The sequence below is a fragment of the Microcoleus sp. CZ3-B2 genome, assembly GCF_036705055.1.
Lineage (GTDB): Bacteria > Cyanobacteriota > Cyanobacteriia > Cyanobacteriales > Microcoleaceae > Microcoleus.
Window position 1 is genome coordinate 71,393 of sequence record NZ_JAUBTN010000022.1, and the last position, 22,124, is coordinate 93,516.

The window sequence follows — 22,124 nt, forward strand, 5'->3', positions numbered from 1 at the left end:
CTGTTGACTGTTTGAACAATACCGATGCAACCGGAAACGATATAACAAATAACAAATAACAAATAACAAATAACAAATAACAAATAACAAATAACAAATAACTCGTTAATTTCTTTTTTGCCGCAGCGGAATCTCGATCGCAAATTCGGCACCTTCTCCCACTACAGAATTGCACGACAACTGACCGCCGTGTTTTTCTACGACAATAGAGTGCGAAATTGCCAATCCTAAGCCCGTGCCTTTGCCGACTGGTTTTGTGGTAAAAAATGGGTCAAACAAGCGCTGTTGCACGTCTTCGCTCATCCCTGGGCCGCTGTCAGTTATTCGCATCGCCACGCAGTTATTTTCCGTTACTTCGGTACGAATCGTAATTGTGAGATTTTTGCCCGTGCGAGCGAAATTATCAATTTCCATTTCCACAGCGTCGATCGCATTTGTCAACAAATTCATAAATACTTGATTTAACTGACCGGGATAACATTCTACTAAAGGCAATTTACCGTATTCTTTGACAATATTAATAGGCGGGCGATCGGGTTTATTTTTCAGGCGGTTTTGCAAAATCAGCAGCGTGCTTTCGATGCCTTCGTGAATATCAACTTGTTTCATTTCAGCTTCGTCAAGTCTTGAGAAAGTCCGCAGGCTCAAAACAATGTCGCGGATGCGATCGGCTCCGGCCTTCATAGATGATATCATTTTCGGTAAATCTTCAATAAGATAATCAATTTCAAACTCTTCTCTCGCCTCTAAAATTCTGACAGGTGGCTGCGGGTATTCCTGCTCGTAAAGTTGCAGCATTTTTAGCAAGTTTTGAGTGTATTCACTGGTGTAGCTGAGATTACCGTAGATAAAATTAACCGGGTTGTTAATTTCGTGGGCGACACCTGCTACTAACTGTCCCAAACTCGACATTTTTTCACTTTGAATTAATTTAGTTTGGGTGCGTTGGAGTTGGTGCAAAGTTTGTTCTAGGTGTTGAGTTTGAGCTCTAGCTAATTCAGCCGCTGTACGGGTTTGGGTGTATAATTCTGCGTGGTCGATCGCGATCGCAATTTGAGCAGTTACCGCTTGCATCAGCTCGACTTCCGAATCGCTCCAATGGCGCGCGGACACAGCCTGATAGCAGCTAATCGTGCCTATATCGCCGGAAGCAGTATGAACCGGCAGCGACAGCACTGAGTTAATTTTAAATAACTGAAAAATTGCGCGCACTTCTACATCTTCAAACAAGCTAACATCATCAACTCGCATAATTTTTCTGCCCAAAATCTGCTGCACTGCGGCACTAGATTTGTCATCTACAGCATAAGTACCCAACAAACTCGGCAAATCTGCATTCTTCGCTTCGCAAACTATTTCCCAAAACGGAGGATTGCTGTTGGGGCGATACCAAATGAAGATGCACCAATCTAGCTGGATAAGATTGCGAATTTCTTGAACTGCGGTTACTAAAATTGTGTCTAAATCCAAAGAATTGCGGATTTGGTTGGCAATTTGATTCAACAGTTGTTCTCGCTGAGCTTGCTGTCTCAGGGATTGTTCCGATCGCACTAATGTTTCTTCGGCCACTTTGCGATCGGTTAAATCTTGGACGACTGCTTGGATATGTTTTTGATTTCCCACTTCGATGGCTGTCAGCACAACTTCTGCAGGAAACTCAGTACCGTCTAAGCGCCGGTGCAGCCAATCAAAACGGTGGTTTCCGCGCTCAAAGGCGAGATCCATCATTTCGCTCGCCAATGTCGAAGAATCTCTGCCATTGGGTTGAAAAGGCGGCGACAATTTACCCGGATGATTGCCAATAAACTGCTCTTTGCAAGTATATCCAAATAGTTTTAATGTGGCGTTATTGACATCGTAAATACTATTTTCATCGGACATAAAAACAGCTATAGTGGTTAATTCGTAGAGTGCTCGAAATTTGGCTTCCGACTGTTTCAATGCCGCTTCTGTTTGCTTGCGAGCGGTAATGTCGGCAACCATTGCCAAAGCCCCGACATAGCGCCCTTCTTTGTCTGAGAAGGCATTAGTAGAAACCATCGCCCACAAGTCGCTGCCGTCTCGGCGAAGGAACTTAAAATCGTGCTTTTCGCTAATTCCTTCACGGCGGCGGTTGAGATTGGCTTCGGCGATCGCCATGCCTTCTGCATCCATGAAAGCAAATAGCGACTGCCCGAGCATTTCCTCTACCGTACAGGCGAGCATATCGACCATTGTTTGGTTAACAAAAGTAGTTTTACCCTCCGCATCGATCGTCCAAATTCCTTCATCGGCTGTCTCGACAATACACCTGTATTTTTCCTCGCTTTCCCGGAGGGCTTCTTCTGCTAAATGGCGATCGGTAATATTTTGAGCCATTAACAATCCGCCGCTGATTTCTTGTCGCTTGTTTCTGACTGGCAAAGTGTAACCGAGGTAAATGCGATCGCAGTAAGTAAATTCTGAAACAACGGTTTCTCCTGCTAGCGCCGCCCGATAATTCGGTTCGATGGCACGGCAAAAATCGGACTCGAATACTTCCCAGATTGTCTTGCCTTCCATCAATTCTTTAGAAAGCCCCATTTCTGCTAATTCTGTACCTTCTACCAGGGTGTAGCGCATTTCTTGGTCAAACAGCATTACTGCACCGTTAGGAATGTTGCTTGCCATCGTGCGGTAAAGCTGTTCGCTTTTTTCCAGTGCTGCTTCTGCTTGTTTGCGATCGCTAATGTCAATGACGAGTGCACCGATGCCGATCGCCTCACCGTCTTTGTCTAACAGAGGAAAATAAGAGCCTGTCATGTGTAGCACAACCCCGGGCAGCCTGGGATTTTCAGCGCTCGTCTCGATGTTAATTAAGGGAGTTTTCGTTCTCAATATTTCGGCGTACAAAGGCTCTAGAATTGGAGCGATATGCGGCATTATTTCGCGTAGAGTCTTGCCGAGGTGTTCTGCGGCAGTGAGGCAATTTATTTGTGCTAAAAATTGATTGATTTGCACGTACCGCAGTTGCGAGTCAAAAATGCAAATTCCCGCCGGTGCCTCCTGCAAAAAACTATCGAACAGTGCTTTTTTTTGTGCTAATTCTTGTTCTAAAGCTTGGCGATCGCTAATATCTGTCAAATAACCAACCATCCCAATAACTTCTCCCGTCTTGTCTTTTAGCAGCGAAAGGGACAGGTGCGATTCAAATTGTTCTCCAGACTGGCGACAGGTAATAATTTCTACTTCGTGAGAACCTTTTTCTTTTAGGGGTTTGATGACTTGATCTAATAAAAATTCCTGCTGTTGGGGAGGGTAAATTATAGAAATATGCTTTCCGATTACCCAATCTTCTTGATATCCGTATAACCTTTCGGAGGCTTGATTCCAACTGGTAATATACCCGTCGATATCGGTGCAAATCACCGATTCTCGAATTTGGTCTAAAATCTGACTGTGGTGGTGCAGTTGCGATTTTGTCACTTTGAGTTCGGCGTTTTTTTGTTGGAGTAGTTCCTGAGTTTTGGCCAGTTCAGCAGTCTGCTTTGCGAGCAATTTTTCTATATTTAAATTGCTGCGATCTGTTGATTCCAGCGGCTCGCTATTGTCATTCTGAATATTAAAAATTTCTTCCGCACTCAGCCAAATCGCGGACTCTCCTTCTGTTTCAATTGTCCGCTGGGAAACTCGCACGGGTACGAGATAGTTATTTTTATGTTTGTATGCTGCGGCGCACGATCGCGTGCAGCTATTTTTAGTAAGACTTTCTCGATTGTTTTTTGTGTCAGCGCAATCTGTTTGCAGAATTTCCCAGTAGTTGAGCTTGAGAGTTTCTGTAACTGTGCGCCCGATCGTACTTGCAAAAGCTGGATTTACGTCGAGAAAAGTCCCGTCTGTCCGGCACAATGCTAGCCCGATCGGACTGAGTTCTAATAAGTTGCGGTTGCTGCGATCGCTCCGGTCTTCTCCTAACTGGCTTTGCATCTGACTTAGCTAGACTTGGGTGATTCAATTGGGAGCATATAGGGCTTTGTAAAAAGCATTTTTTTATTGAGCGTGTTCCGCGCGCCTTCATTGTAAAACTCGCGAGCCGGGACAGCACTCTAAATGTAAAACAGAGACGCTCCGATTCAATTATATCTTTATTATCTAGTTTATTGTAACTTTTATAACTCGGTAAGGAAGTTCGACTAAGGAAGCCGAACTTCCCTCTATGGGTTACATCAGTTAAATCTGCGATCGAATCCGTTGCGGAACTTCGTTCAATTAATCGCGGGCGATACCTTCGGCGCGGGCGGCCAACTGCACTGCATCGGCGACTGCTATCGCAACTCTTTCGTCAAAAACAGACGGTATAATATGTTCTTTGTCAAGTTGTTCAGGGCTGACTAAAGAGGCGATCGCGTAAGCTGCACCCAAATACATACTCGTCGTAATCGTGCTAGCTTTGCAGTCCAAAGCACCTCGAAATATCCCCGGAAATGCCAAAACATTGTTAATTTGATTTGGGTAGTCGCTGCGTCCGGTAGCAATAATTGCCGCATCCTCCATAATTAATTCTGGCTGAATTTCGGGAATGGGATTTGCCATTGCAAAAACAATCGGATTCTCGGCCATCGATTGCACCATCGATCGCGTCAGCACGCCGGGGGCGCTAACGCCTAAAAATACATCCGCACCGGCGATCGCATCTGCCAAAGTACCGCCCTTGGCCACAGCAAATTCTAGTTTTTCTGGGTTCATGTCCGTGCGGTCTTTGGAGAGGATACCTTTGGAGTCGCACATGATGATATTTTCGGCACCTGCTTGGCGCAGCAAGCGGGCGATCGCGACTCCGGCCGCACCGGCACCGTTAATCACGATACACACTTGGGCGAGGGTTTTTTTGACAATTTTCAAGGCATTAATTAGTGCTGCCAAACTGACAATTGCAGTGCCGTGCTGGTCGTCGTGAAAAATTGGAATATCTAAAGTTTCCCGCAATCTTGCTTCGATTTCAAAACAGCGGGGAGAAGAAATATCTTCGAGATTCACTCCCCCAAAAACCGGGGCAATATTCTGCACCGTGCGAATAATTTCTTCGGTATCTTGAGTATTCAAACAGATAGGAAAGGCATCAATTCCAGCAAATTCTTTAAACAGCATAGCTTTGCCTTCCATGACCGGCAGGGCGGCCTCTGGCCCCAGGTTTCCCAGTCCTAAAACTGCGCTGCCGTCGGTAACAATGGCAACAGTATTTTGTTTGATTGTGAGGTTGTAAACTTGTTGCGGATCCTTGGCGATCGCAGTACAAATGCGGGCGACTCCGGGGGTGTAGGCCATTGCCAAATCAGACTGGCGTTTGAGGGAAATTTTGCTTTCTACGCTGATTTTTCCGCCTCGGTGCAAGTGGAAAGTGCGATCGTACACGTCGAGCACTTTGATATCCGGTAGCGCTTTCACGGCTTGGACTATTTCTTCGGCGTGCTCGGTGCTCGAAGCATCGACGGTGATATCGCGAACTGTAGTGGCGCGGGTTTGCTCGATCGAGTCGATTTCTCCGAAGTTGCCGCCGACAGAGGCGATCGCGCTGGTGACGCTAGCGAGCATTCCCGGCTGGTTCGGCAGAGCAACGCGAATCGTTAAACTAAAGCTGGGGTTCGGTGTCAGTTTTACCATGATGGCTTAATTTGAGATTTGAGAATTTCAATCTTAGATTTTATCGCCCATGTTAGACATAAAATTTAATAATTAAAATTTTCAACTTAAATTTTTAACAAATTCTCCGATCGCGGCAGAGCGATCGCACGATATATCGCCGTAGGGTGCGTCAGTTTCAACCTGTTTGAATTGTGTCAAAAATCGGGACTGACGCACCCTAAGCTGTTGCTCATATAGATTGTGTATGGCAATTGAGGGGGAGAGGGGGATCGGGGGAGAGAATTTGACAATTTTTGATTGTCATCAAAATCTACAATTTAAATGCACAACAGCTTACGAACTACTAGCGATATATCGCCGTAAGGTGCGTCAGTTTCAAAGTGTTTGAATTGTGTCAAAAATCGGGACTGACGCACCCTACTAACTACTAACGATATATCGCGTGGTGAGGTACGCCCTATGCCCTATGCCCGGTTTGGCCTATGCCCTATACCTCATAGGAGAGATCGAAAGGCTCTACTAACTCTCAACTGTCTTTTGAAGCGAGACACCCGGAAATTTTATGCGGCGTTTTAGCGGCTTTGATGGTGGAGCTAAAAAGTAGATGCACGGCTGTTTGAGCCTGCAGGTAAAAATCAGAGCGACTGACAAGCGAGCCTTTTATATATTAATTTTCCCGACTTGTTTAACACTCTTTTATAGCGAGTGAAATGTTGATTTCGATCGAATTACCTGCACGATTTGCCCTCTAGATTCCAGCAACTGAACTAACAAGCAATCTATGCGATGCCTGCACGCTGCACAGCTTGGGCAGATCGCAGCGATTTGCTGGTTGCTAACTGTCAATTTTAGCGATCGTTCGCAGCATCCGCACAAATAACAGTAAAGAATTTGCAAGCAATACAATCGGGGGGAACTTTTTCGGAGTTTGGGAGTTCGACAGGTTGCTCGTCTTCGCTGTCGGTGGGAAAGATGCACAGGCCAACTTGTCTGACTCCAGCCATGAGTTCGACAACTCGATCTAAAATACTGTCGATTCTTTGAATTAGTTCGTCTGCTACATCCAGACTCGGCGCGATGATGAAAAAGGTTTTGACTCCTTCGGGACAAGTGGCGAAGCCGAGGGTGCAATCTTCTAATAGTGCTTGAGTTGAAAGACTCAGAGGCTCATCGAAGCGATCGATTACTGCTCGATCGAAGGCTTGTGTCAGAGAACGATCGCCAAAAACAGGTTGAGATAACATAACTACTTCCTTTCGTAGGATTTTTGGGAGCATTGAAAAAATTTTAACATACCTTAATGTAAGCGATTTAACAAAATTATTTAGCGATCGCGATCGTTGACTATATGTGATCTTGACAGGTTTGTTTGGCGATCGGCATTGTGATAATCTGTAGTCTAAGATACGAAACGCTGTGATTGAGGTCAGGATAGAAAATATTATCGAGGGGGAAATCCCCCCAGCAGTAAAGCTAAAAGTTGCGATCGACCTCAACCCCTAGCGTTTAAAATAAATATCCAATCAAAATATTAAAGATGAACTCGATCGCCCAACAGTTAAAAACCAGATTTGAAAAAGCCTTCACCTCCGCATTCGGCGAGAGTTATGCGGGTACAGATCCGATGCTAGCCGCTGCGGGAAACCCCAAGTTTGGGGACTTTCAGTGCAATGCAGCGATGAGTTTGGGCAAAAAGTTAGGCAAGCCCCCGCGGGCGATCGCCTCTACAATCATCGAAAATCTCGACATCGCCGACATCTGCGAAACCCCAGAAATCGCCGGCCCCGGTTTTATCAATTTGAAGCTGAAACCAGCGTATTTGGAAGCGCAAATAAGTGAGATCGCCGCCGACACTCGTTTGGGGATTGAACCGGTGAAAACGCCTCAGAGAGTGGCGATCGACTTTTCGAGCCCGAATATCGCCAAAGAAATGCACGTCGGACATTTGCGATCGACAATCATCGGAGATGCGATCGCCCGCATCCTCAAATTTCAAGGCCACGACGTACTCAGAATCAACCACATCGGCGACTGGGGCACCCAATTCGGGATGCTGATCGCCTACTTGCGCGAAGTTCACCCCGAAGCATTAACAACCGCTGACGCTCTAGATTTAGGCGATTTAGTGGCATTTTACCGCCAAGCAAAACAGCGCTTCGACGCAGACGAAACCTTCAAAGAAACCGCCCGCCAAGAAGTAGTAAAACTGCAAGCAGGCGCAGAAGACACCCGCCGCGCTTGGAAACTGCTGTGCGATCAATCCCGCCGCGAATTCCAAGTAATCTACGACTTGCTCGATATCAAATTAACCGAACGCGGCGAATCCTTTTACAATCCATTATTACCCGCAGTAGTCGAAGATTTAACAAACTTAGGTTTGTTAGTAGAAAGCGACGGCGCAAAATGCGTATTTGTAGAAGGTTTTACCAACAAAGAAGGCGAACCCCTGCCGCTAATTGTCCAGAAAACCGACGGCGGCTACAATTACGCCACAACAGATTTAGCAGCCATCCGCTACCGCATCCAAAACGACAATGCAAAGCGCATCATTTACGTCACAGATTCAGGACAAGCCAACCATTTTGCCCAAGTATTTGCCGTAGCCAGAAAAGCCGGTTGGATTCCCGAAGATGTCGAAATTGTCCACGTTCCCTTCGGTTTAGTATTGGGAGAAGATGGCAAAAAATTAAAAACTCGTTCTGGCGACACAGTGCGGCTGCAAGATTTGCTCGATGAGGCGATCGTCCGTTTCCGCAAAGGTTTGAAAAAGAGATTAGAAGAAGAGGAAAGACACGAAACGGAAGAGTTTATAGCTAACGTAGGTCGCGTAGTTGGTTTGAGTGCAGTTAAGTATGCAGATTTGAGTCAAAACCGCGCCAGCAACTATGTATTTAGTTACGACAAAATGCTCGCATTGCAAGGAAATACCGCTCCTTATATGCTCTATGCTTACGCGCGCGTGCAGGGAATTCGCCGCAAAGGAGAAATTAATTTTGATAACTTAGATGCAGGTGCAAAAGTAATTTTGCAGTCAGATGCCGAGTTAGTATTGGCAAAGCATTTATTGCAGTTCAATGAAGTTATCAATGCTGTGGACGGCGACTTGTTGCCGAATCGAATTTGTCAGTATTTGTTTGAATTGAGTCAAAAGTTCAATCAATTTTTTGAGCAATGTCCGGTTTTGAAAGCTGAGGAACCGTTGCGGACTTCGCGGTTAGTTTTGTGCGATTTGACGGCGAGGACTTTGAAGTTGGGTTTGGAGTTGTTGGGGATTAAGGTATTGGAGAGGATGTAATCTAAAGTTTGTAGTAAGGACTTTAGTCCTTCCAAAATCTTGAACAATACCTATGCAGCCGGAAGTTATATTACCCAAAATCAGGACACGGCAGTGCCGTTTCCCTACAATTAATCTGGCAATGGTGACATCTCTCATCGAGTGCTCATGATTATTTTGGGGTAGGGACACGGCACTGCCGTGTCCTCCGTTGCCTTTTTTCAAGATTTGAATTTAATTAATTATAAACTTTAGTCCTTATCTTGTATTTCTTCTGTCGTTTCTCCTGGATTTTCAATCAACTCGTTAAATTCGCTGATAATTGCTAAAATCCGATCGGATGCAATATCTGATTGTTCTGATTTTGAATAAATGGCAATCAAGATTACCATCGTCATTGTTTGAAGATAGTAAATAAATCTATATCCGCCGCTTTTTCCTTTTTGAATGTCGCTGTTTTTAACACGCACCTTAAATATCTCGTAACCAGTCCCAGGTATCGGAACTCCCAGCAACTCTCCAGCTTGCAGTTTTTCAATGATGGGCTGAACATCCGATCGAATATGGCGGTACTTTTTAGAGAGAACCCGCAAGTCGCGTTGAAATTCTCGTGTAGGTATAATCTGCCTTAAAGGAGGGTTATTCTGCATCAATTCCATCCCACAGTTCAGAAAGCGGTACAGTCTGCCCTGTCATTGCTTCCTTCCATCCTTGGCGAAAACACTCTTCTGCTGACTTCAAAGGTTCGTCAGCAAGAGCAATTTCTTGTTTTGCGCGTTGAGCAGCAGCCACAAGTTGCGGTTGCGTTTTCTTGAAAGATTCGTCCCATTGAAGCTCATCTTTTAAGTCTGCGATATACTCTTTCAAGTATTCCGCTAGTTGCTGCTGTAAAGTTTCTGGCAGAGACTGCATCATGTCGATCGCTGTATCAATTCCATCCCACAGTTCTGATACAGGTCTAGTTTTTCCTGTCTTTATTTCTAGCCATGCTTGTCGAAAACTTTCTTCTGGAGATGGGAGTGCTTCTTCATCTTCGTTAGCAAGAACGATGATGCGGACTCTGCGTCCAGCAAAGTTTGCCGCTTGCGCTAGAATTTCTTCCCACGTACCTTCTATTTCTAACAATTGTGCTGTCATTGCTTTTGCTTTTTTTAAGAGTTGGATTTAGTAAATTGTAGCGCATTCCTCAAATCGAGCATTTACGGCTTTTTGTGAACAATCAAGCTCTCCAGAAGACCTTTAAACATTGTTACGACAATTTGGCGATCGTTATCTCTCACAAAAATATCGTAATTGGGACTTGAGTTAATTTCAATCAACCAATATTGTCCGTTTTTATCTAGCGCAATGTCAAGCCCCGCATAATTAATCGCCATTTCATCAAAAACAGGTTTAACAAAATCTTCAATCTCCGACATGAGAGCAGGATTAATTATATGTTTGGCTTTTGCACCTTCCCAGTGCAGCGGGCTTAAATTCCCCGCAAATTCAGCCTGAGATTTGTCTTTTTCGTACAGCAAAACTAGCTTTTCTTTGCAGAAGACAGCCCGATATTCGCGGGCAATTTCGATATATTCTTGAGCTAGCGCCACATAGTCATAATCTTTGCTGTTGACGTTAAATATAATTTCTAGGGCTGCTTTAATTTGCTCTATAGTTTTACACAAAAAAACATTGTTGCCACCAGCACCGCGATTTCTTTTGAGAATCACCGGAAAAGAGAAATTTTTGTTTGCGGCTAACACTATTGATTCAATATCTGGAAAAGTTAAATATTTTTTATACTTCTCCTCGCAGTGAGGCGAGACAAAACCGAGAGTTCTGGGAGTATTGATCTTGCCGTTTAATATTTGATAGGTATATTCTTTGTCTTTAAAAATCTCTGCTGCTGACGCGCTGTTAAATGGCGTCATGTAATTGACAAAATAATATTCTTCGCCGCCGTGTTTGATTCTAATCAAGTTTTGGGTAGGATGCAGGATTTCGCAAGGGATATTTAATTCCTCACAAGCTGCCAGCAGGATTTCAATATTGGTTAGCATAAAATGTAACTGAATTAGAAAGTAATTTTAAAGATTTGAGATTAGAGAATCGCTTCCAAATCTCAAACCTCAAATTGAATCAAATTTTATCCAAACAACCGCTGTTGCCCGTTTGCCGCATCTTTCCCGGCATAAATCTCGCGCGTTCCCTTGGGAATGTAAATCCAATCGAATTCTTGCAAGCGGTTTGTCAAGTTGGAAATACTGACTCCCAATTCATCTCTCATTTTGTATAAGTGCGACCATTTTGTTAAATCGCGTCCCTTTCTTTTATCTTCCAAAACAACTCGGGGCATTAACAAACAGCTTGCAAAATATTGGGCTTGCCATTCGATCGACGCAATTTTTGTATTCGCGATCGCACCCCGACAGACAAACGGTTCTTCGACATCAGACGCTGTTTTTCCTCGATCGCCCAAATTGAGTTCCAACTGTTCCACAGTACCGTCTGCTTCGTCTTGATTGACGTGCAGCACCCAGTGGCCGATTTCGTGGGCGATCGTCGATTCGATGAACCCCGGCGGTTTTTCGAGAATCAATTCGTTGATTTCGATTAACCGCTGCTGGGGTAAAATCCTGGCGGCGATCGCACCTTCTTCATCCGGCTCAATGTAGTCCCAAACTACGCCCAAATCCAGAAAATCAGCAACCGTCGTCGCTTCAAAAGGCCATTTCGGAGCAAACTTTTGCGTTTTCTGCATCTGCATCAGGATGTCCGAAGCCAAACGCTCGATCGATTCTTTGGGATAGAAGCAATACGGTTTAAAAATACTCACGCTTCAGGGGCCTCTCTTACGCTTCAAAAGATTGTTTGAGCCAATCTGGATTTTCTTGCATCCGGCGGAAAAGAGCCTGCATTTCCTTCGGATTTTGCTTCAGCAGCGCTTCGTACTGCTGAGGCAGTCTCCCCGCCAGAAAAATCAGTTCCTCTTCGTTAATATCGAGATTCCGCGCCAATGCTCGAATTACGTCCTCTTTTGGCGCATAATCGGCGCGATCGTTCTCCAACTTCGACAAATAAGTAAAATCCACACTTAGCATAGCAGCAAGCTCACGTTGTGAGTAAGCCTTATCCTTGCGAGCTTGACGGATCAGTCTTCCAAATGTTTGTTCCACGGTTTTTCGCCTCCTGACAAGCATTCTAGCCTGTTTTGATGAAAACTTCAACAAAATACTTGACGGGAAAATCAACCCGCGCTACCATGAGGAGAGTTGACGGTTTAATCAACTCTCCTGCCAGCACTGGTAGGGTTAAAAGTGGAATAATCCCAGCAAAAACAACTACATATAGCGCCATCAACTTAAGAGGAGTGAGAAGCGCTGGGCATCAAAACGCTTGTACGCAGCAAATAAGGAGGAGCAGATCGCAAATGCTGAGAACCTGGACAGACACGCATTACAAGCTCGAAGACGATGACTGGCTATACATCGCCACCCACGAAGAACAAAGCTCAGCCTCACTGGTTTGTCCGGGCTACGCGCGGGATGGCGAAGGCTTCAGCATCCACTTCACCCCAGCCCACCTAGAAACCTTAGAGCATTTGCTCACCGCCCTGCGGATTATCAAAGCTCAACAAGAGGCGATGCTTGAGTACAAATATCCAGAACCAAAAGCCACAACACATCTTATTCGGTAATCGGAAGGGGAGATGGGGAGATGGGGAGATGGGGAGATGGGGAGATGGGGAGATGGGGAGAATTAGCCAATTACCAATTCCCAATTACCAATTCCCAATTGTCTGTAAATCAATAAAGAACTAAGGAAAAACAACAATGACTACTACAAAAGAAAGACCTACATTTTCAGTATTTGGTGCCAAACCGAGCAATGCTTTGCTAGTACCAGAAATCCCGATCGCCGTCCGCAATAATTGCCAAAGTGGCCAGTGGGGTGCGATTCGTTCTCTCTAAATAAAATGTTTTAAACATTTTAGGGACGAGAGGCAAGATTCAGTTTTGAATCTTGACAACTTAACAACCTTGAGGGTGTAAGCCCCTCCTTTCCGGTACAAGAAATGAAAGCATATTCCCTAATGTAGCGACTAGCCATCAATCATTAAAGCGGGAATAAACGGCGGTAAGTCTAAGTCTAATAGACAATCCCGACTAGCAAGAATCTATGGGTAGCGCAAGCAAAGGTGTGTAACTATCGTTACCAGCTAACCAGTGAAATAGACTGACACACTGGGGTCAAAAGACCATGAGCATTAAGATACTTAAGTTGTACCATTAACTTGAGTTTGTACTATCTGCTCCGGTAGAAGAGCACCACCCTAAAGATTCAACCAAAGGTTGTTAGGAACGAAGTAACTCAATCGATGTCTCTCTGCAAGGTCGAATAGGCAGAGTAGTCAGCTAAGACGCAACATCTCGGAGATAATCCAAGGACGCGGTTGAGTGAGATTGAGTCAGAAGCAAAAGCCTTGAGTAATGTCAAGGATAAGCAGACGGACTCACGGTGATACAGATTGTGGAGTTGTAATTAGCAATGAATATGTCTAATACGAGTTTCAAGACTACGTTGGAATGGAATAAACTCAATTGGCGTTTACTAGAACGTCGGGTTTACAAGTTGCAAAAACGAATCTACAGAGCTGAATTGCGTGGAGATGTCAAGGCAGTTAGAAAGCTTCAAAAAACTCTGTTGAAATCTTGGTCTGCAAAATGCTTAGCAGTCAGAAGGGTAACTCAAGACAACCGTGGCAAAAAGACGGCTGGTGTGGATGGCGTAAAATCGCTGACCCCAAAGCAACGTCTAAACCTAGTTGACAATCTGAAGTTGGGAAACACAGCCAATCCCACTAGGCGAGTCTATATAGATAAACCAGGGACTGACGAAAAACGCCCGCTCGGAATACCTACAATGTTTGACCGAGCATTACAAGCACTAGCAAAACTAGCGCTTGAACCGGAATGGGAGGCAAAATTTGAGCCTAACTCTTACGGATTCAGACCGGGAAGGTCATGCCATGATGCCATTGGACAAATCTATAACGTTATCAACAAAGGGGACAAATACGTCCTGGATGCTGATATCGCTAAATGTTTTGACCGAATCAACCACAACGCTCTTATCAGTAAAATTGGAACATTTCCTAGCCTTAGACGCCAGATACAATCATGGCTCAAAGCAGGAACGCTGGACGGAGAAAGATTATTTCCAACCAATGAAGGCACACCCCAAGGAGGTGTAATCTCGCCACTACTGGCAAATATTGCCTTACATGGTTTAGAAAACTTAATCACGAAAGCATTTCCAAGAAAGGTGCATTATAAATACGGTAGGGAAAACGGAAAGAAAACCCAAACCTACATTGGATACACTCCTCAAGCGTATGTAATCAGATACGCCGATGACTTTGTGGTAATGCACGAAAGTCTAGAAGTTATCTACAAATGCCAACAACTGATATCAGAGTGGTTGAAAGAAATGGGTCTAGAGCTAAAAGACACCAAAACAAGGATATGCCACACCCTAAACAAAGTCGATGCAAATAATCCTGGATTTGATTTTCTTGGATTTAACATTCGACAATATGAAGCTGGAAAATACAAGACAGCTCACGACAGGTATGGCACTAAGCTGGGGTTCAAAACTTTTATAACCCCTAGTAAGAAGAAGGTAAAAGAACATTACGATGACATTGCCAGAATAATTGACACCCACAAAGCAGCACCTGCTGATAGCTTGATTCATCATCTGAATCCAATAATCACAGGTTGGGCAAACTATTATTCAGGCGTGGCAAGTTCTCAAACCTTAAACACCCTTGATTACCGGATGTTCTGGAAGCTAGTAGCATGGTCGCACAGAAGACACTCTGATAAATCTAGATCTTGGACAAAGAGCAAATATTGGCATAAAGTTGATGGGGCTATGAAGTTCGCTAGCTCACAGGATGGAAAAATCAATGCAGTTCTTAAACTGCATAAAGAAACACCCATCGTTAGGCACGTAAAAGTCCGAGGCGAAGCAAGCCCATTCGACGGAAACCTAAAATATTGGAGTTCAAGATTAGGCGGAGTACCAGGAGTTCCCAAAGTAATAGCAACCTTGCTAAAACAACAAAGGAACAAATGTACCCATTGTGGTCATTACTTCTGGGAAAGCGATGTGTTAGAAGTGCATCACAAAGACAAGAACAGAAGCAACAATAGGTATTCCAATCTGGAATTACTGCATGGACACTGCCATGATAAACAACACGCAACCAGTACCTATGACAATGGCTGTTTCACTGAGGAGCCGTGTGAGGGGAAACTCTCACGCACGGTTCTGGAGACGAGTAGTTCCGGTGACGGGATTGCTTAGTTTAATCGATCGGCGACACCGACTACGGTTCCAAGTGTTCTATGACAATCCTCAAATTCTCCAAATTCTTCGGTTCCCTCGGTCAAACTTCGCACACATTGTGGGGTCAACTGTGGTTCGTCGCAGAAAGTGGCGAATTGCCGCAAGGAGTTGTCATGGTGACATACATAAAAAACCGCAGCTTGAACGATTTTAACCGCTTGGTAGCATCAGTTCAATCTCGCGGCGTAGAGCCTGCAACCGGGATTTTCGTTCCAGAATTTGTCAAGCATTCCGGCCAGAAACCAGATGATAGCGGAGTAGTCAAACCGATCAATTACTACAGCTTGAAATGGTCTTGGAACGAACGCGGAGATTGGGCAGTTATCGATCAAGCAGCAGCAGTTTTGTCCGATCCGAGCAATCAATCGCGGATGATTGACTTAGAAGGAACCAGGGCTATGATCTGTTTAGATAACCTACCAGCAGCACAAGTTGCGTCCTTGATGGCCGCTCACACTAGCGGTGAAACCGATGCTATTGCTTTGAATTCTAACGGCGGTATGTCGCTACCGCCAGCGGAAGATAGAGCAACTGCTGACTTGTTCTAATTTTGTGGAAAAGGCGCGATTAAATCGCGCTTTTTTCGTAACTGTGACAAGGAAGAGTAAAATGAAAAAAGTCACTAAAATCAAAACCAAACCAAACCTGCAAGAAAGCCGTTTGAGAGAGAATTTCGAGATGCTCGATCGCATTCGGGATGATACAGTCAACGATATCGAAAGTCTTACCGAAGACTTCCAGCACATGACTTTAGTTGCCGAATCTATCCGGCGGAATTACCGAGCTTTGCTTTCGGAAAATCAACTGCTAAAAAACACGCTTTTAAGTATAGTTGAGGAGTGCGAATGCTGGCAAAGCAATCGGTGCGATCGCTGTCAAAAAATTCTCAAATCTCTAGACAGCAATAATCCCGACTTTCCACCGAATGCAGCCAAAGAATACCGAGCTATTCTCAGCCAACTGCGGAACTTAGAATAGCTAAAAACGTCTCACAAGCCAACCCTGCAAAAATTTGAATCAGGAGCAACAAACCTTATGACACTAGCAACAGCCAAAGATAGCAAAACCAAGATTTTGCAAAATTTTCAGCAGATTTTAGCAGACAAAAAAAAGATTGAATCTAAAGTCGAAACTAAGGAACAGTCAGCCGAAAAAGCCAAAAGCAAACAACTCCTAGAAGTTGCTTCTACCTACACAATTGACAGTATTGTTAAAGGCTTGGCAGACTTGCAATTAGATTTCGGTAGCATCACCAGCGGACTTTCGGAAAAACTGAAGGCGGAATCTGCGAAATTAGATGAATTAAAACGGGCGATCGAAATTGAAGCCGAACAATTGCAAGAGTTGCAGCAAGTTAGAGTTGTAGCAGATGCTCTCCACATTTTAACTCAAGAGCACCGGGAAAAACTGACACTCCTCGAACAAAACGCCGCCAATCAGCGCGAAGTCCTGGAAAAAGATACAACCCAAAAGCGCAAGATTTGGGAAAAAGAACAGCAAGAATTTGATGCAGCATTTCAAGAACAAACTGCACTCACAACTAAACAGCGCCAGCAGGAAACAGCCGATTATCAATACGAATTGCAGCGCGATCGCAAAATTGAAACCGACGAATACGAAGAAACGAAGCGCAAACTAGAACGGCAATTGCAAGAATCTACCCGCGAAAAAGACAAAAACTGGGCGGAAAGAGAAAAAGCCCTCAGCGACAATCAAGCGGAGTTTGAAGAGAATCAAAGGAAAGCTGCTGGATTTGAAGAAGAACTCAAACAGGCTTATATGAAAGCTAAAGAAGAAGCTATTCAAGAAGTTTCCCGCGAAGCTAAAGTCAAGGCAGATTTAGCGGACAAGGAATGGGAAGGAAGCAAGCAGGGATATGAGTTGAAAGTGCAATCTTTACAGCAGACTATTGCGCGGCAAACTGAACAAATTGCTGAGATTTCCGCGCAACTACAAGCTACGATGAAGCAAGCGCAAGATTTGGCAATGAAAGCTTTTGCGAGCAAAGCTTAAAGATTACTCGGCGGTTGAAACCGCGACTACACAAACGAAGTCCGCCTTCGCGGACTAAGAATTAGAATTGAAACCAGACCAAATTTGCCCAACTATTAACAAATCAAAAGCTATGAACAAAAAAGTTAGCGACAAAAGCACCAAGGCTGAAATCTTAGAAGCGTACAAGGAAGCCGCGCAAGAAAAAGCTGCATTAGAATTGCAAATCAAACAGCTAAATGCTTCCCCAAAGCAAGCAGCAGTTCCTGAAAAACTTATTGTGGAGGCACAAAAATCAATGGTTTTAACTCAAACTCAACAAAAAATGCAGTCCACAATCGATAATCTGATTTTGCTGCAATTTGGCTTTGGCGGCGCTGTCAGCGAGTTGTCTGAAAAGTTAACTTCCGAAGCTACTAAATTGGAAGAATTGCGGCGCGTTGTGGGGGAAGAAGTTCAACAACTGCAAGAGTTGCACAGTTTAGAAGATGTTGCGGAAGATACGCTGGATAATTTAATTCAGCAGTACGAAGAAAGTGCGAAAACTTTTACTGACGAACTCAGCGAACGACGCGAAACTGTTGAACAGGAGTTGTTGGAACTGCGGCTGGCTTGGGAAAAAGAGCAGGAATTGCAAAAGTTGACTGTTACAGAACGTAATGATAATCAGCAAAAAGCTCGCAGCCGGGATGAGGAGTTGTATGATTACGATCTGAATCTTCAGCGAAATCTGGATATCGAAGAATACGAACAGCGCCAGCAAAGGCTTTATCAAGAAATTGAAGAGTTTCGCCAGGAACAGGAGAAACAGTGGGCGGAACGCGAAAAAGCTATTTCGGAACGGGAAAAACTGTCTGCGGATGTTAAGGCTAAGGTGGAAGTTTTCCCGAAGGAACTGGAAGCTAATATCAAGAATGGGAAAGATATTGGTCGCAATATTGGCAATTATCAAGCTAAGGTTAAGGCGGATTTGTTGGCTAAAGATCTTGAAGGACAAAAGCAAAATTATGAACTGCAAATTCAAGGGATGTTGCAGACTATTCAAAATCAAGATGCGCGGCTTGCTAGTTTGTCACAGCAACTTGATTCTGCTTTGAAACAGGTTCAAGATTTGGCTGTGAAGGCGATTGAGGGTTCGTCGAATTTGAGTTCTTTCCAAGCTGTGAGGGAAATTGCGATCGAACAAGCTAAGACTCAGCAGAAAAATAAGTAATACCAATTTCATAAAGTAGCGCTAGATATTACTCCCCCCAACCCCCCGCGAGTTCGGGGGGGAGCTAAGACTTCATCTATACCACATATGAAAGAAAAATGGTATAATCCGTAGTCTCTTTTAGGAGCTAATTAGGTTGCTTTAGATACCCGATTTCTTGAAGAAGTTGGGTATCTGGGTATGGTCGGGAGAGATTTTTGCGATCGCCCGCTTCTTGTGCAAAAATATAAGTATTTAGGCTGGAGGTAAGTGCTATGCTTGATACTAACAACTTTGAACTGCGGGATATTCCGATATATTCTATCCCTCAAGCAGCACAATATCTCAGGCTGCGAAGAGATATGTTGCGACATTGGGTTGTTGGCTGGTACTCGCAAACAAAAACGGACAAGCACTTCTTTGAGCCGTTGATTGAGTTACCTCAACACGATAATCTTGAACTGCTGCCCCAGTCCAAAACTAGACTACTTTCTTTTACCAATTTGGTAGAGGCTCATGTGTTGATTGCTATTGTTAAGGCTACTGGCTTCTCCCGAAAACAACTTAGCACTGAACTCGACTACATCCACCGTCATCTTTCGACTCCTCACTTATACGCTCGAATTGAGTTTCAAGTCGAGGGAATTGCTCTTTTGTTTGAGAGATGCGGACAGAAGCTTGTAGCCTCCGGCAGGGAACAGGAAGCGAGGCAGATTCTAGACATTTATTTCGATCGCATTGTACGAGATGAAGCTGGATTACCTATCAAACTCTTCCCTTTCACGAAGCTACCAGGTTCCGACGAACCTAAAACAGTGATGATTGACCCCACAATCTCCTTTGGCCGCCCTGTTTTGGCTGGAACTGGCATTCCCACAGCTATGCTGGCAGAACGTTACAAAGCTGGGGATTCCATCGATGAACTTGCTGAGGACTATAATTGCGATCGGCTCCAAATAGAGGAAGGTATTCGCTGCGAACTTCCGCTAGTAGCATGAATGAGATATTTTTCATCGATCGATGTTTAGGAACAAAACTGGCAGATTCATTACGAAATGCGGGGGCGACAGTAGAAATTCACGACGATCATTTTATTAAAAATATGAAGGATGAGGATTGGCTGAGGATAGTTGGAGAAAGCAATTGGGTTGTACTTACAAAGGACAAGAAAATTGCTAGTCGTCCTTTGGAGTTATTGGCTGTGGCTCAAGGTAATGTACGGCTGTTTGCATTTGTGGGTGGCGATGTTTCTGGAGTTGTAGTCGCACAAGCTTTTGTAAATGCCTTAGAAAATATGAAAGGATTTATTCGGGGGAATCAAGCACCTTTTATTGCTAAGGTGTACCAGTCTGGTTTGGTAAAGCCCTGCAAAAACCAAAAGGAACTTTTGAGAATCCTCCCTAAAACCAGTGAGTAAATTATCTTAAAGTTAATCTCGATTAGTCCAGTTTATAAACTGTCTACTCCCTTCCAGGCTCAGAGAGTATGAAAACCTATCTACAGGGTTGTAGTTTTTAGTGAAAAGCCCGATCGCCCTGTGCACTTCTAGAAACTGTCCTTTGTTCTCCTGACCGCTTCATTCACGCTCATTATTCTATAAGTTAATCAACCAAAAGATATATTTGGGGCTTAAAGATTATGTCACAACAAATTGTACGTCAAAAAGATACTAATGCTTGGATTCTTCAGTGCTGGGTTTCTTTTATTGTTGCCATTTCTGCAACTACTGTTGGTGTGATTTATTTACAGGTAGATCCTTGGCAAAAAGCTTTTATGGGTATGGGTTTAACTTTTTCGGTTGGCTCGTCTTTTACTTTAGCAAAAACCATTCGCGATAACAATGAGTCAACAAGATTGACTGCGAGAATCGACGAAGCGAGAGTTGAGAAAATTCTCGCGGAACATCATCCTCTCAAATGAATTTTAATTATACAATATATACGACAAACAGCCCGGGCGGGCTGTTTTTTTTGAGCTTGAGGTTAAAACCTGCGGATTTCAATGGCTACCTTTGGACTTACGATCGCCCTTATTTTGTTGGCGCTGGCGAATGCCTGCCTGAACCGTAGCCATATCTACGGGAAAACCAACGACAGGAATCACCTGATCCTTGCGTTCTTCTTCCAGATTCTTGAGTTCGGTGTAGTCAACCCAGTGAATGCAATTTACCGGACAAGTGTCCATCGCCTCAGCAATCAACTCTTCAGAATCCCCGTCTTGTCGAACTACGCGCGATCGCCCGTAATCCGGCTCAATATAGAAAGTATTGCGAGCAACATGAGCGCAGTGCTTGCAGCCAATGCAGGTAATCTCATCAACATAGACACCTTTTTGGCGAAACACACCGCCTAATTCCGGTTCCAAACCAGAGCGATCGGGCGCATCCCGCAAAAATCCGCCCAACTCCGGCTCCAAACCAGTGCGATCGCTTGCTGTATCTATTCCGAGTCCAGAAAGCTCAGACATTTAGACCCCCACAATAGTAAATAAGTCCGCGCAGGCGGACTTTGATGAGACAAGATTGCAAAAATCTCGAAAAATTTTTAAGCACACCAGCGCTGAACCACCAAGCGGATCGAACCGTCTTGATTTTGCTTTTGCTCAGAAACTTGGAAACCCTGCTTAGCGCTTTCATTAACCACAGTATGGTAAGCATAGCGCTGAGTCACCTTATTCAGAAAACGGTCTACAGACCAAGCTTGCTGCCAAAATTGCAAATCGGCCACCAATTCATACTCAGTCCCGTTCCAGCTAAAACCTAAGTCATAGCCGTTTTCTTGCTCGATTACCACCTCAGCAGTGCTGGTGAGGCCGCGATAGCCGCGCACCTCAGTCGGGCCCGACTTCCAGTCGATACCCAAATCAGTTAAAGCAGCTTCCAAAGAATTCAAATTGCGGATCTGGGTTTTAATTTGGCTAAAGTGTGACATGGTGATTCCAAAAAAAATTTAAGTGAACTCAACAAAAAAGATTACCAATCGCTAAAAGCCACCTGGGCCGTCGCTTCGGCTGACTGATTGAGCGCAAGCGCGAAATATTCAGATGTTGACTCTTGATGAAGCACCACGCCAAGCTGGGCTTCAATAGCAGCAGTTACCTCAGCGCAGGAAGCACCGACAATGCCGGTGACTGTTTCCTGTACGCGGCCATCTGGATAAATCACAAATTCTAGTGTTTCCATAATCCGGGCTGACTGAATAGGAACGATGAAATCAGACACCGACGCCAGCAAGCTTGGTACGATGCCTCCTGAAGTCGCTTCTTGAGAGTTGGCTGACTCGCCACTATATCAATTTTGACTAATTGATAGGTTTTGAGTCACAACTTAACAGAACTTATTAATAGGTGGGATCAATACGTCAGTGTTATGTAAAGTTTCGCGTACATCGTGACATCAGTCAATGGATTTGAGATTTTATATTTGAGATTTTCGATTTTAGAGCGAGGAAGTTCGGCAACGGATTGTGTAGCGGACGTAAGGGATGTAATTGATGTATGTAATGGGTGGATGTTGAGGTTCGAGGGTAGAAGAAGGATTTTGCCCAATCTCCCCCTCTCCCCCTCTCCCCCTCTCCCCCTCTCCCACTCTCCCAATCTCCCAATCTCCCCCTCTCCCCCTCTCCCACTCTCCCAATCTCCCAATCTCCCCCTCTCCCCCTCTCCCCCTCT

Annotated in this window: 22 protein-coding genes and 2 pseudogenes; 11 read left to right on the top strand and 13 right to left on the bottom strand. The window is 44.5% G+C overall.

The window, feature by feature from the left end:
* Positions 1-105 precede the first annotated feature (105 nt).
* The 3 genes from QUA97_RS12650 to QUA97_RS12660 form a co-directional block, all read right to left on the bottom strand.
* Positions 106-3,945, bottom strand: coding sequence for a PAS domain S-box protein (locus QUA97_RS12650; RefSeq protein WP_333194760.1), 3,840 nt, complete (start codon positions 3,943-3,945; stop codon positions 106-108).
* 282 nt (positions 3,946-4,227) lie between these two features.
* A complete protein-coding gene (locus QUA97_RS12655) occupies positions 4,228-5,619 on the bottom strand; it encodes a malic enzyme-like NAD(P)-binding protein (protein ID WP_194068944.1) in 1,392 nt (463 codons plus the stop codon).
* Positions 5,620-6,449: 830 nt separating this feature from the next.
* Positions 6,450-6,845 carry a hypothetical protein gene (locus tag QUA97_RS12660; RefSeq protein WP_194068941.1) on the bottom strand — a complete coding sequence of 132 codons (396 nt, stop codon included), beginning with the start codon at positions 6,843-6,845 and terminating at the stop codon, positions 6,450-6,452.
* A 293-nt stretch (positions 6,846-7,138) separates the two neighbouring features.
* On the opposite strand from QUA97_RS12660, the gene argS reads away from it, so the two are divergent.
* The gene (gene argS / locus QUA97_RS12665) at positions 7,139-8,896 is read left to right on the top strand and encodes an arginine--tRNA ligase (RefSeq protein ID WP_333194761.1); all 1,758 of its coding nucleotides are present in this window, start codon (positions 7,139-7,141) and stop codon (positions 8,894-8,896) included.
* A gap of 230 nt (positions 8,897-9,126) precedes the next feature.
* Here argS and QUA97_RS12670 read toward each other — a convergent pair whose 3' ends face one another.
* From QUA97_RS12670 to QUA97_RS12695, 6 genes are all read right to left on the bottom strand, one after another.
* Complete coding sequence (locus QUA97_RS12670) at positions 9,127-9,525, bottom strand: type II toxin-antitoxin system RelE/ParE family toxin (RefSeq protein WP_333194763.1); 399 nt, start codon at positions 9,523-9,525, stop codon at positions 9,127-9,129.
* A complete protein-coding gene (locus QUA97_RS12675) occupies positions 9,515-10,012 on the bottom strand; it encodes a hypothetical protein (RefSeq protein WP_333194764.1) in 498 nt (165 codons plus the stop codon). Before QUA97_RS12675 ends, QUA97_RS12670 begins: the two co-directional genes overlap by 11 nt.
* Positions 10,013-10,074: 62 nt before the next feature.
* Complete coding sequence (locus QUA97_RS12680; RefSeq protein WP_333194765.1) at positions 10,075-10,917, bottom strand: ATP-grasp domain-containing protein; 843 nt, start codon at positions 10,915-10,917, stop codon at positions 10,075-10,077.
* A gap of 86 nt (positions 10,918-11,003) precedes the next feature.
* Entirely contained in the window at positions 11,004-11,693 is a 690-nt protein-coding gene (locus QUA97_RS12685; RefSeq protein ID WP_333194766.1) for an ImmA/IrrE family metallo-endopeptidase, read from the bottom strand.
* 16 nt (positions 11,694-11,709) lie between these two features.
* Positions 11,710-12,033, bottom strand: a complete 324-nt coding sequence (locus QUA97_RS12690; protein ID WP_172189318.1) for a helix-turn-helix domain-containing protein — start codon at positions 12,031-12,033, stop codon at positions 11,710-11,712.
* Positions 12,034-12,058: 25 nt separating this feature from the next.
* A complete protein-coding gene (locus QUA97_RS12695) occupies positions 12,059-12,214 on the bottom strand; it encodes a hypothetical protein (RefSeq protein WP_333194767.1) in 156 nt (51 codons plus the stop codon).
* A gap of 73 nt (positions 12,215-12,287) precedes the next feature.
* Here QUA97_RS12695 and QUA97_RS12700 point away from each other — a divergent pair, with 73 nt between their 5' ends.
* From QUA97_RS12700 to QUA97_RS12745, 10 genes and pseudogenes are all read left to right on the top strand, one after another.
* A complete protein-coding gene (locus QUA97_RS12700; RefSeq protein ID WP_194068932.1) occupies positions 12,288-12,554 on the top strand; it encodes a hypothetical protein in 267 nt (88 codons plus the stop codon).
* Between the two features lie 136 nt (positions 12,555-12,690).
* A complete protein-coding gene (locus tag QUA97_RS12705) occupies positions 12,691-12,828 on the top strand; it encodes a hypothetical protein (protein ID WP_194071132.1) in 138 nt (45 codons plus the stop codon).
* Between the two features lie 583 nt (positions 12,829-13,411).
* Entirely contained in the window at positions 13,412-15,229 is a 1,818-nt protein-coding gene (gene ltrA, locus QUA97_RS12710; protein ID WP_194071131.1) for a group II intron reverse transcriptase/maturase, read from the top strand.
* Between the two features lie 5 nt (positions 15,230-15,234).
* Positions 15,235-15,819 (top strand): annotated as a pseudogene (locus QUA97_RS12715) (hypothetical protein); the annotation flags it as partial.
* A 61-nt stretch (positions 15,820-15,880) separates the two neighbouring features.
* Positions 15,881-16,249, top strand: coding sequence for a hypothetical protein (locus QUA97_RS12720; protein ID WP_194071130.1), 369 nt, complete (start codon positions 15,881-15,883; stop codon positions 16,247-16,249).
* Positions 16,250-16,306: 57 nt separating this feature from the next.
* The gene (locus QUA97_RS12725) at positions 16,307-17,284 is read left to right on the top strand and encodes a hypothetical protein (RefSeq protein ID WP_333194768.1); all 978 of its coding nucleotides are present in this window, start codon (positions 16,307-16,309) and stop codon (positions 17,282-17,284) included.
* A gap of 112 nt (positions 17,285-17,396) precedes the next feature.
* The gene (locus QUA97_RS12730) at positions 17,397-18,476 is read left to right on the top strand and encodes a hypothetical protein (protein ID WP_333194769.1); all 1,080 of its coding nucleotides are present in this window, start codon (positions 17,397-17,399) and stop codon (positions 18,474-18,476) included.
* 254 nt (positions 18,477-18,730) lie between these two features.
* Positions 18,731-19,453 (top strand): DUF433 domain-containing protein, encoded by a 723-nt coding sequence (locus QUA97_RS12735; RefSeq protein WP_333194770.1) that lies wholly within the window; start codon positions 18,731-18,733, stop codon positions 19,451-19,453.
* Positions 19,450-19,872 (top strand): hypothetical protein, encoded by a 423-nt coding sequence (locus QUA97_RS12740; protein WP_194071126.1) that lies wholly within the window; start codon positions 19,450-19,452, stop codon positions 19,870-19,872. The genes QUA97_RS12735 and QUA97_RS12740 overlap by 4 nt, the downstream gene beginning before the upstream one ends.
* A 221-nt stretch (positions 19,873-20,093) precedes the next feature.
* Positions 20,094-20,375: a YiaA/YiaB family inner membrane protein gene (locus QUA97_RS12745; RefSeq protein ID WP_194062788.1), complete on the top strand. Its 282-nt coding sequence runs from the start codon at positions 20,094-20,096 to the stop codon at positions 20,373-20,375.
* 78 nt (positions 20,376-20,453) lie between these two features.
* Here the strand turns inward: QUA97_RS12745 and QUA97_RS12750 are convergent, their stop codons facing one another.
* The 4 genes and pseudogenes from QUA97_RS12750 to QUA97_RS12765 form a co-directional block, all read right to left on the bottom strand.
* Positions 20,454-20,921, bottom strand: a complete 468-nt coding sequence (locus QUA97_RS12750) for a ferredoxin (RefSeq protein ID WP_194071125.1) — start codon at positions 20,919-20,921, stop codon at positions 20,454-20,456.
* A gap of 77 nt (positions 20,922-20,998) precedes the next feature.
* Complete coding sequence (locus tag QUA97_RS12755) at positions 20,999-21,385, bottom strand: DUF1257 domain-containing protein (protein ID WP_193974477.1); 387 nt, start codon at positions 21,383-21,385, stop codon at positions 20,999-21,001.
* A gap of 41 nt (positions 21,386-21,426) precedes the next feature.
* On the bottom strand, positions 21,427-21,636 hold the full coding sequence (locus QUA97_RS12760) for a DUF2997 domain-containing protein (RefSeq protein ID WP_332966526.1): 210 nt from the start codon (positions 21,634-21,636) through the stop codon (positions 21,427-21,429).
* Positions 21,637-21,806: 170 nt separating this feature from the next.
* Positions 21,807-22,124 (bottom strand): annotated as a pseudogene (locus tag QUA97_RS12765) (hypothetical protein); the annotation flags it as partial.

Excerpts from the sequence above, each read along its gene's own strand:
- ltrA (WP_194071131.1), top strand. The coding sequence starts at position 13,412 with ATGTCTAATACGAGTTTCAAGACTACGTTGGAATGGAATAAACTCAAT.
- QUA97_RS12700 (WP_194068932.1), top strand. The coding sequence starts at position 12,288 with ATGCTGAGAACCTGGACAGACACGCATTACAAGCTCGAAGACGATGAC.
- QUA97_RS12740 (WP_194071126.1), top strand. The coding sequence starts at position 19,450 with ATGAATGAGATATTTTTCATCGATCGATGTTTAGGAACAAAACTGGCA.
- QUA97_RS12705 (WP_194071132.1), top strand. The coding sequence starts at position 12,691 with ATGACTACTACAAAAGAAAGACCTACATTTTCAGTATTTGGTGCCAAA.
- QUA97_RS12695 (WP_333194767.1), bottom strand. The coding sequence starts at position 12,214 with ATGGCGCTATATGTAGTTGTTTTTGCTGGGATTATTCCACTTTTAACC.
- QUA97_RS12720 (WP_194071130.1), top strand. The coding sequence starts at position 15,881 with ATGAAAAAAGTCACTAAAATCAAAACCAAACCAAACCTGCAAGAAAGC.
- QUA97_RS12670 (WP_333194763.1), bottom strand. The coding sequence starts at position 9,525 with ATGCAGAATAACCCTCCTTTAAGGCAGATTATACCTACACGAGAATTT.
- QUA97_RS12730 (WP_333194769.1), top strand. The coding sequence starts at position 17,397 with ATGAACAAAAAAGTTAGCGACAAAAGCACCAAGGCTGAAATCTTAGAA.
- QUA97_RS12745 (WP_194062788.1), top strand. The coding sequence starts at position 20,094 with ATGTCACAACAAATTGTACGTCAAAAAGATACTAATGCTTGGATTCTT.
- QUA97_RS12760 (WP_332966526.1), bottom strand. The coding sequence starts at position 21,636 with ATGGAAACACTAGAATTTGTGATTTATCCAGATGGCCGCGTACAGGAA.
- QUA97_RS12655 (WP_194068944.1), bottom strand. The coding sequence starts at position 5,619 with ATGGTAAAACTGACACCGAACCCCAGCTTTAGTTTAACGATTCGCGTT.
- QUA97_RS12725 (WP_333194768.1), top strand. The coding sequence starts at position 16,307 with ATGACACTAGCAACAGCCAAAGATAGCAAAACCAAGATTTTGCAAAAT.
- argS (WP_333194761.1), top strand. The coding sequence starts at position 7,139 with ATGAACTCGATCGCCCAACAGTTAAAAACCAGATTTGAAAAAGCCTTC.
- QUA97_RS12755 (WP_193974477.1), bottom strand. The coding sequence starts at position 21,385 with ATGTCACACTTTAGCCAAATTAAAACCCAGATCCGCAATTTGAATTCT.
- QUA97_RS12650 (WP_333194760.1), bottom strand. The coding sequence starts at position 3,945 with ATGCAAAGCCAGTTAGGAGAAGACCGGAGCGATCGCAGCAACCGCAAC.
- QUA97_RS12750 (WP_194071125.1), bottom strand. The coding sequence starts at position 20,921 with ATGTCTGAGCTTTCTGGACTCGGAATAGATACAGCAAGCGATCGCACT.
- QUA97_RS12735 (WP_333194770.1), top strand. The coding sequence starts at position 18,731 with ATGCTTGATACTAACAACTTTGAACTGCGGGATATTCCGATATATTCT.
- QUA97_RS12660 (WP_194068941.1), bottom strand. The coding sequence starts at position 6,845 with ATGTTATCTCAACCTGTTTTTGGCGATCGTTCTCTGACACAAGCCTTC.
- QUA97_RS12675 (WP_333194764.1), bottom strand. The coding sequence starts at position 10,012 with ATGACAGCACAATTGTTAGAAATAGAAGGTACGTGGGAAGAAATTCTA.
- QUA97_RS12680 (WP_333194765.1), bottom strand. The coding sequence starts at position 10,917 with ATGCTAACCAATATTGAAATCCTGCTGGCAGCTTGTGAGGAATTAAAT.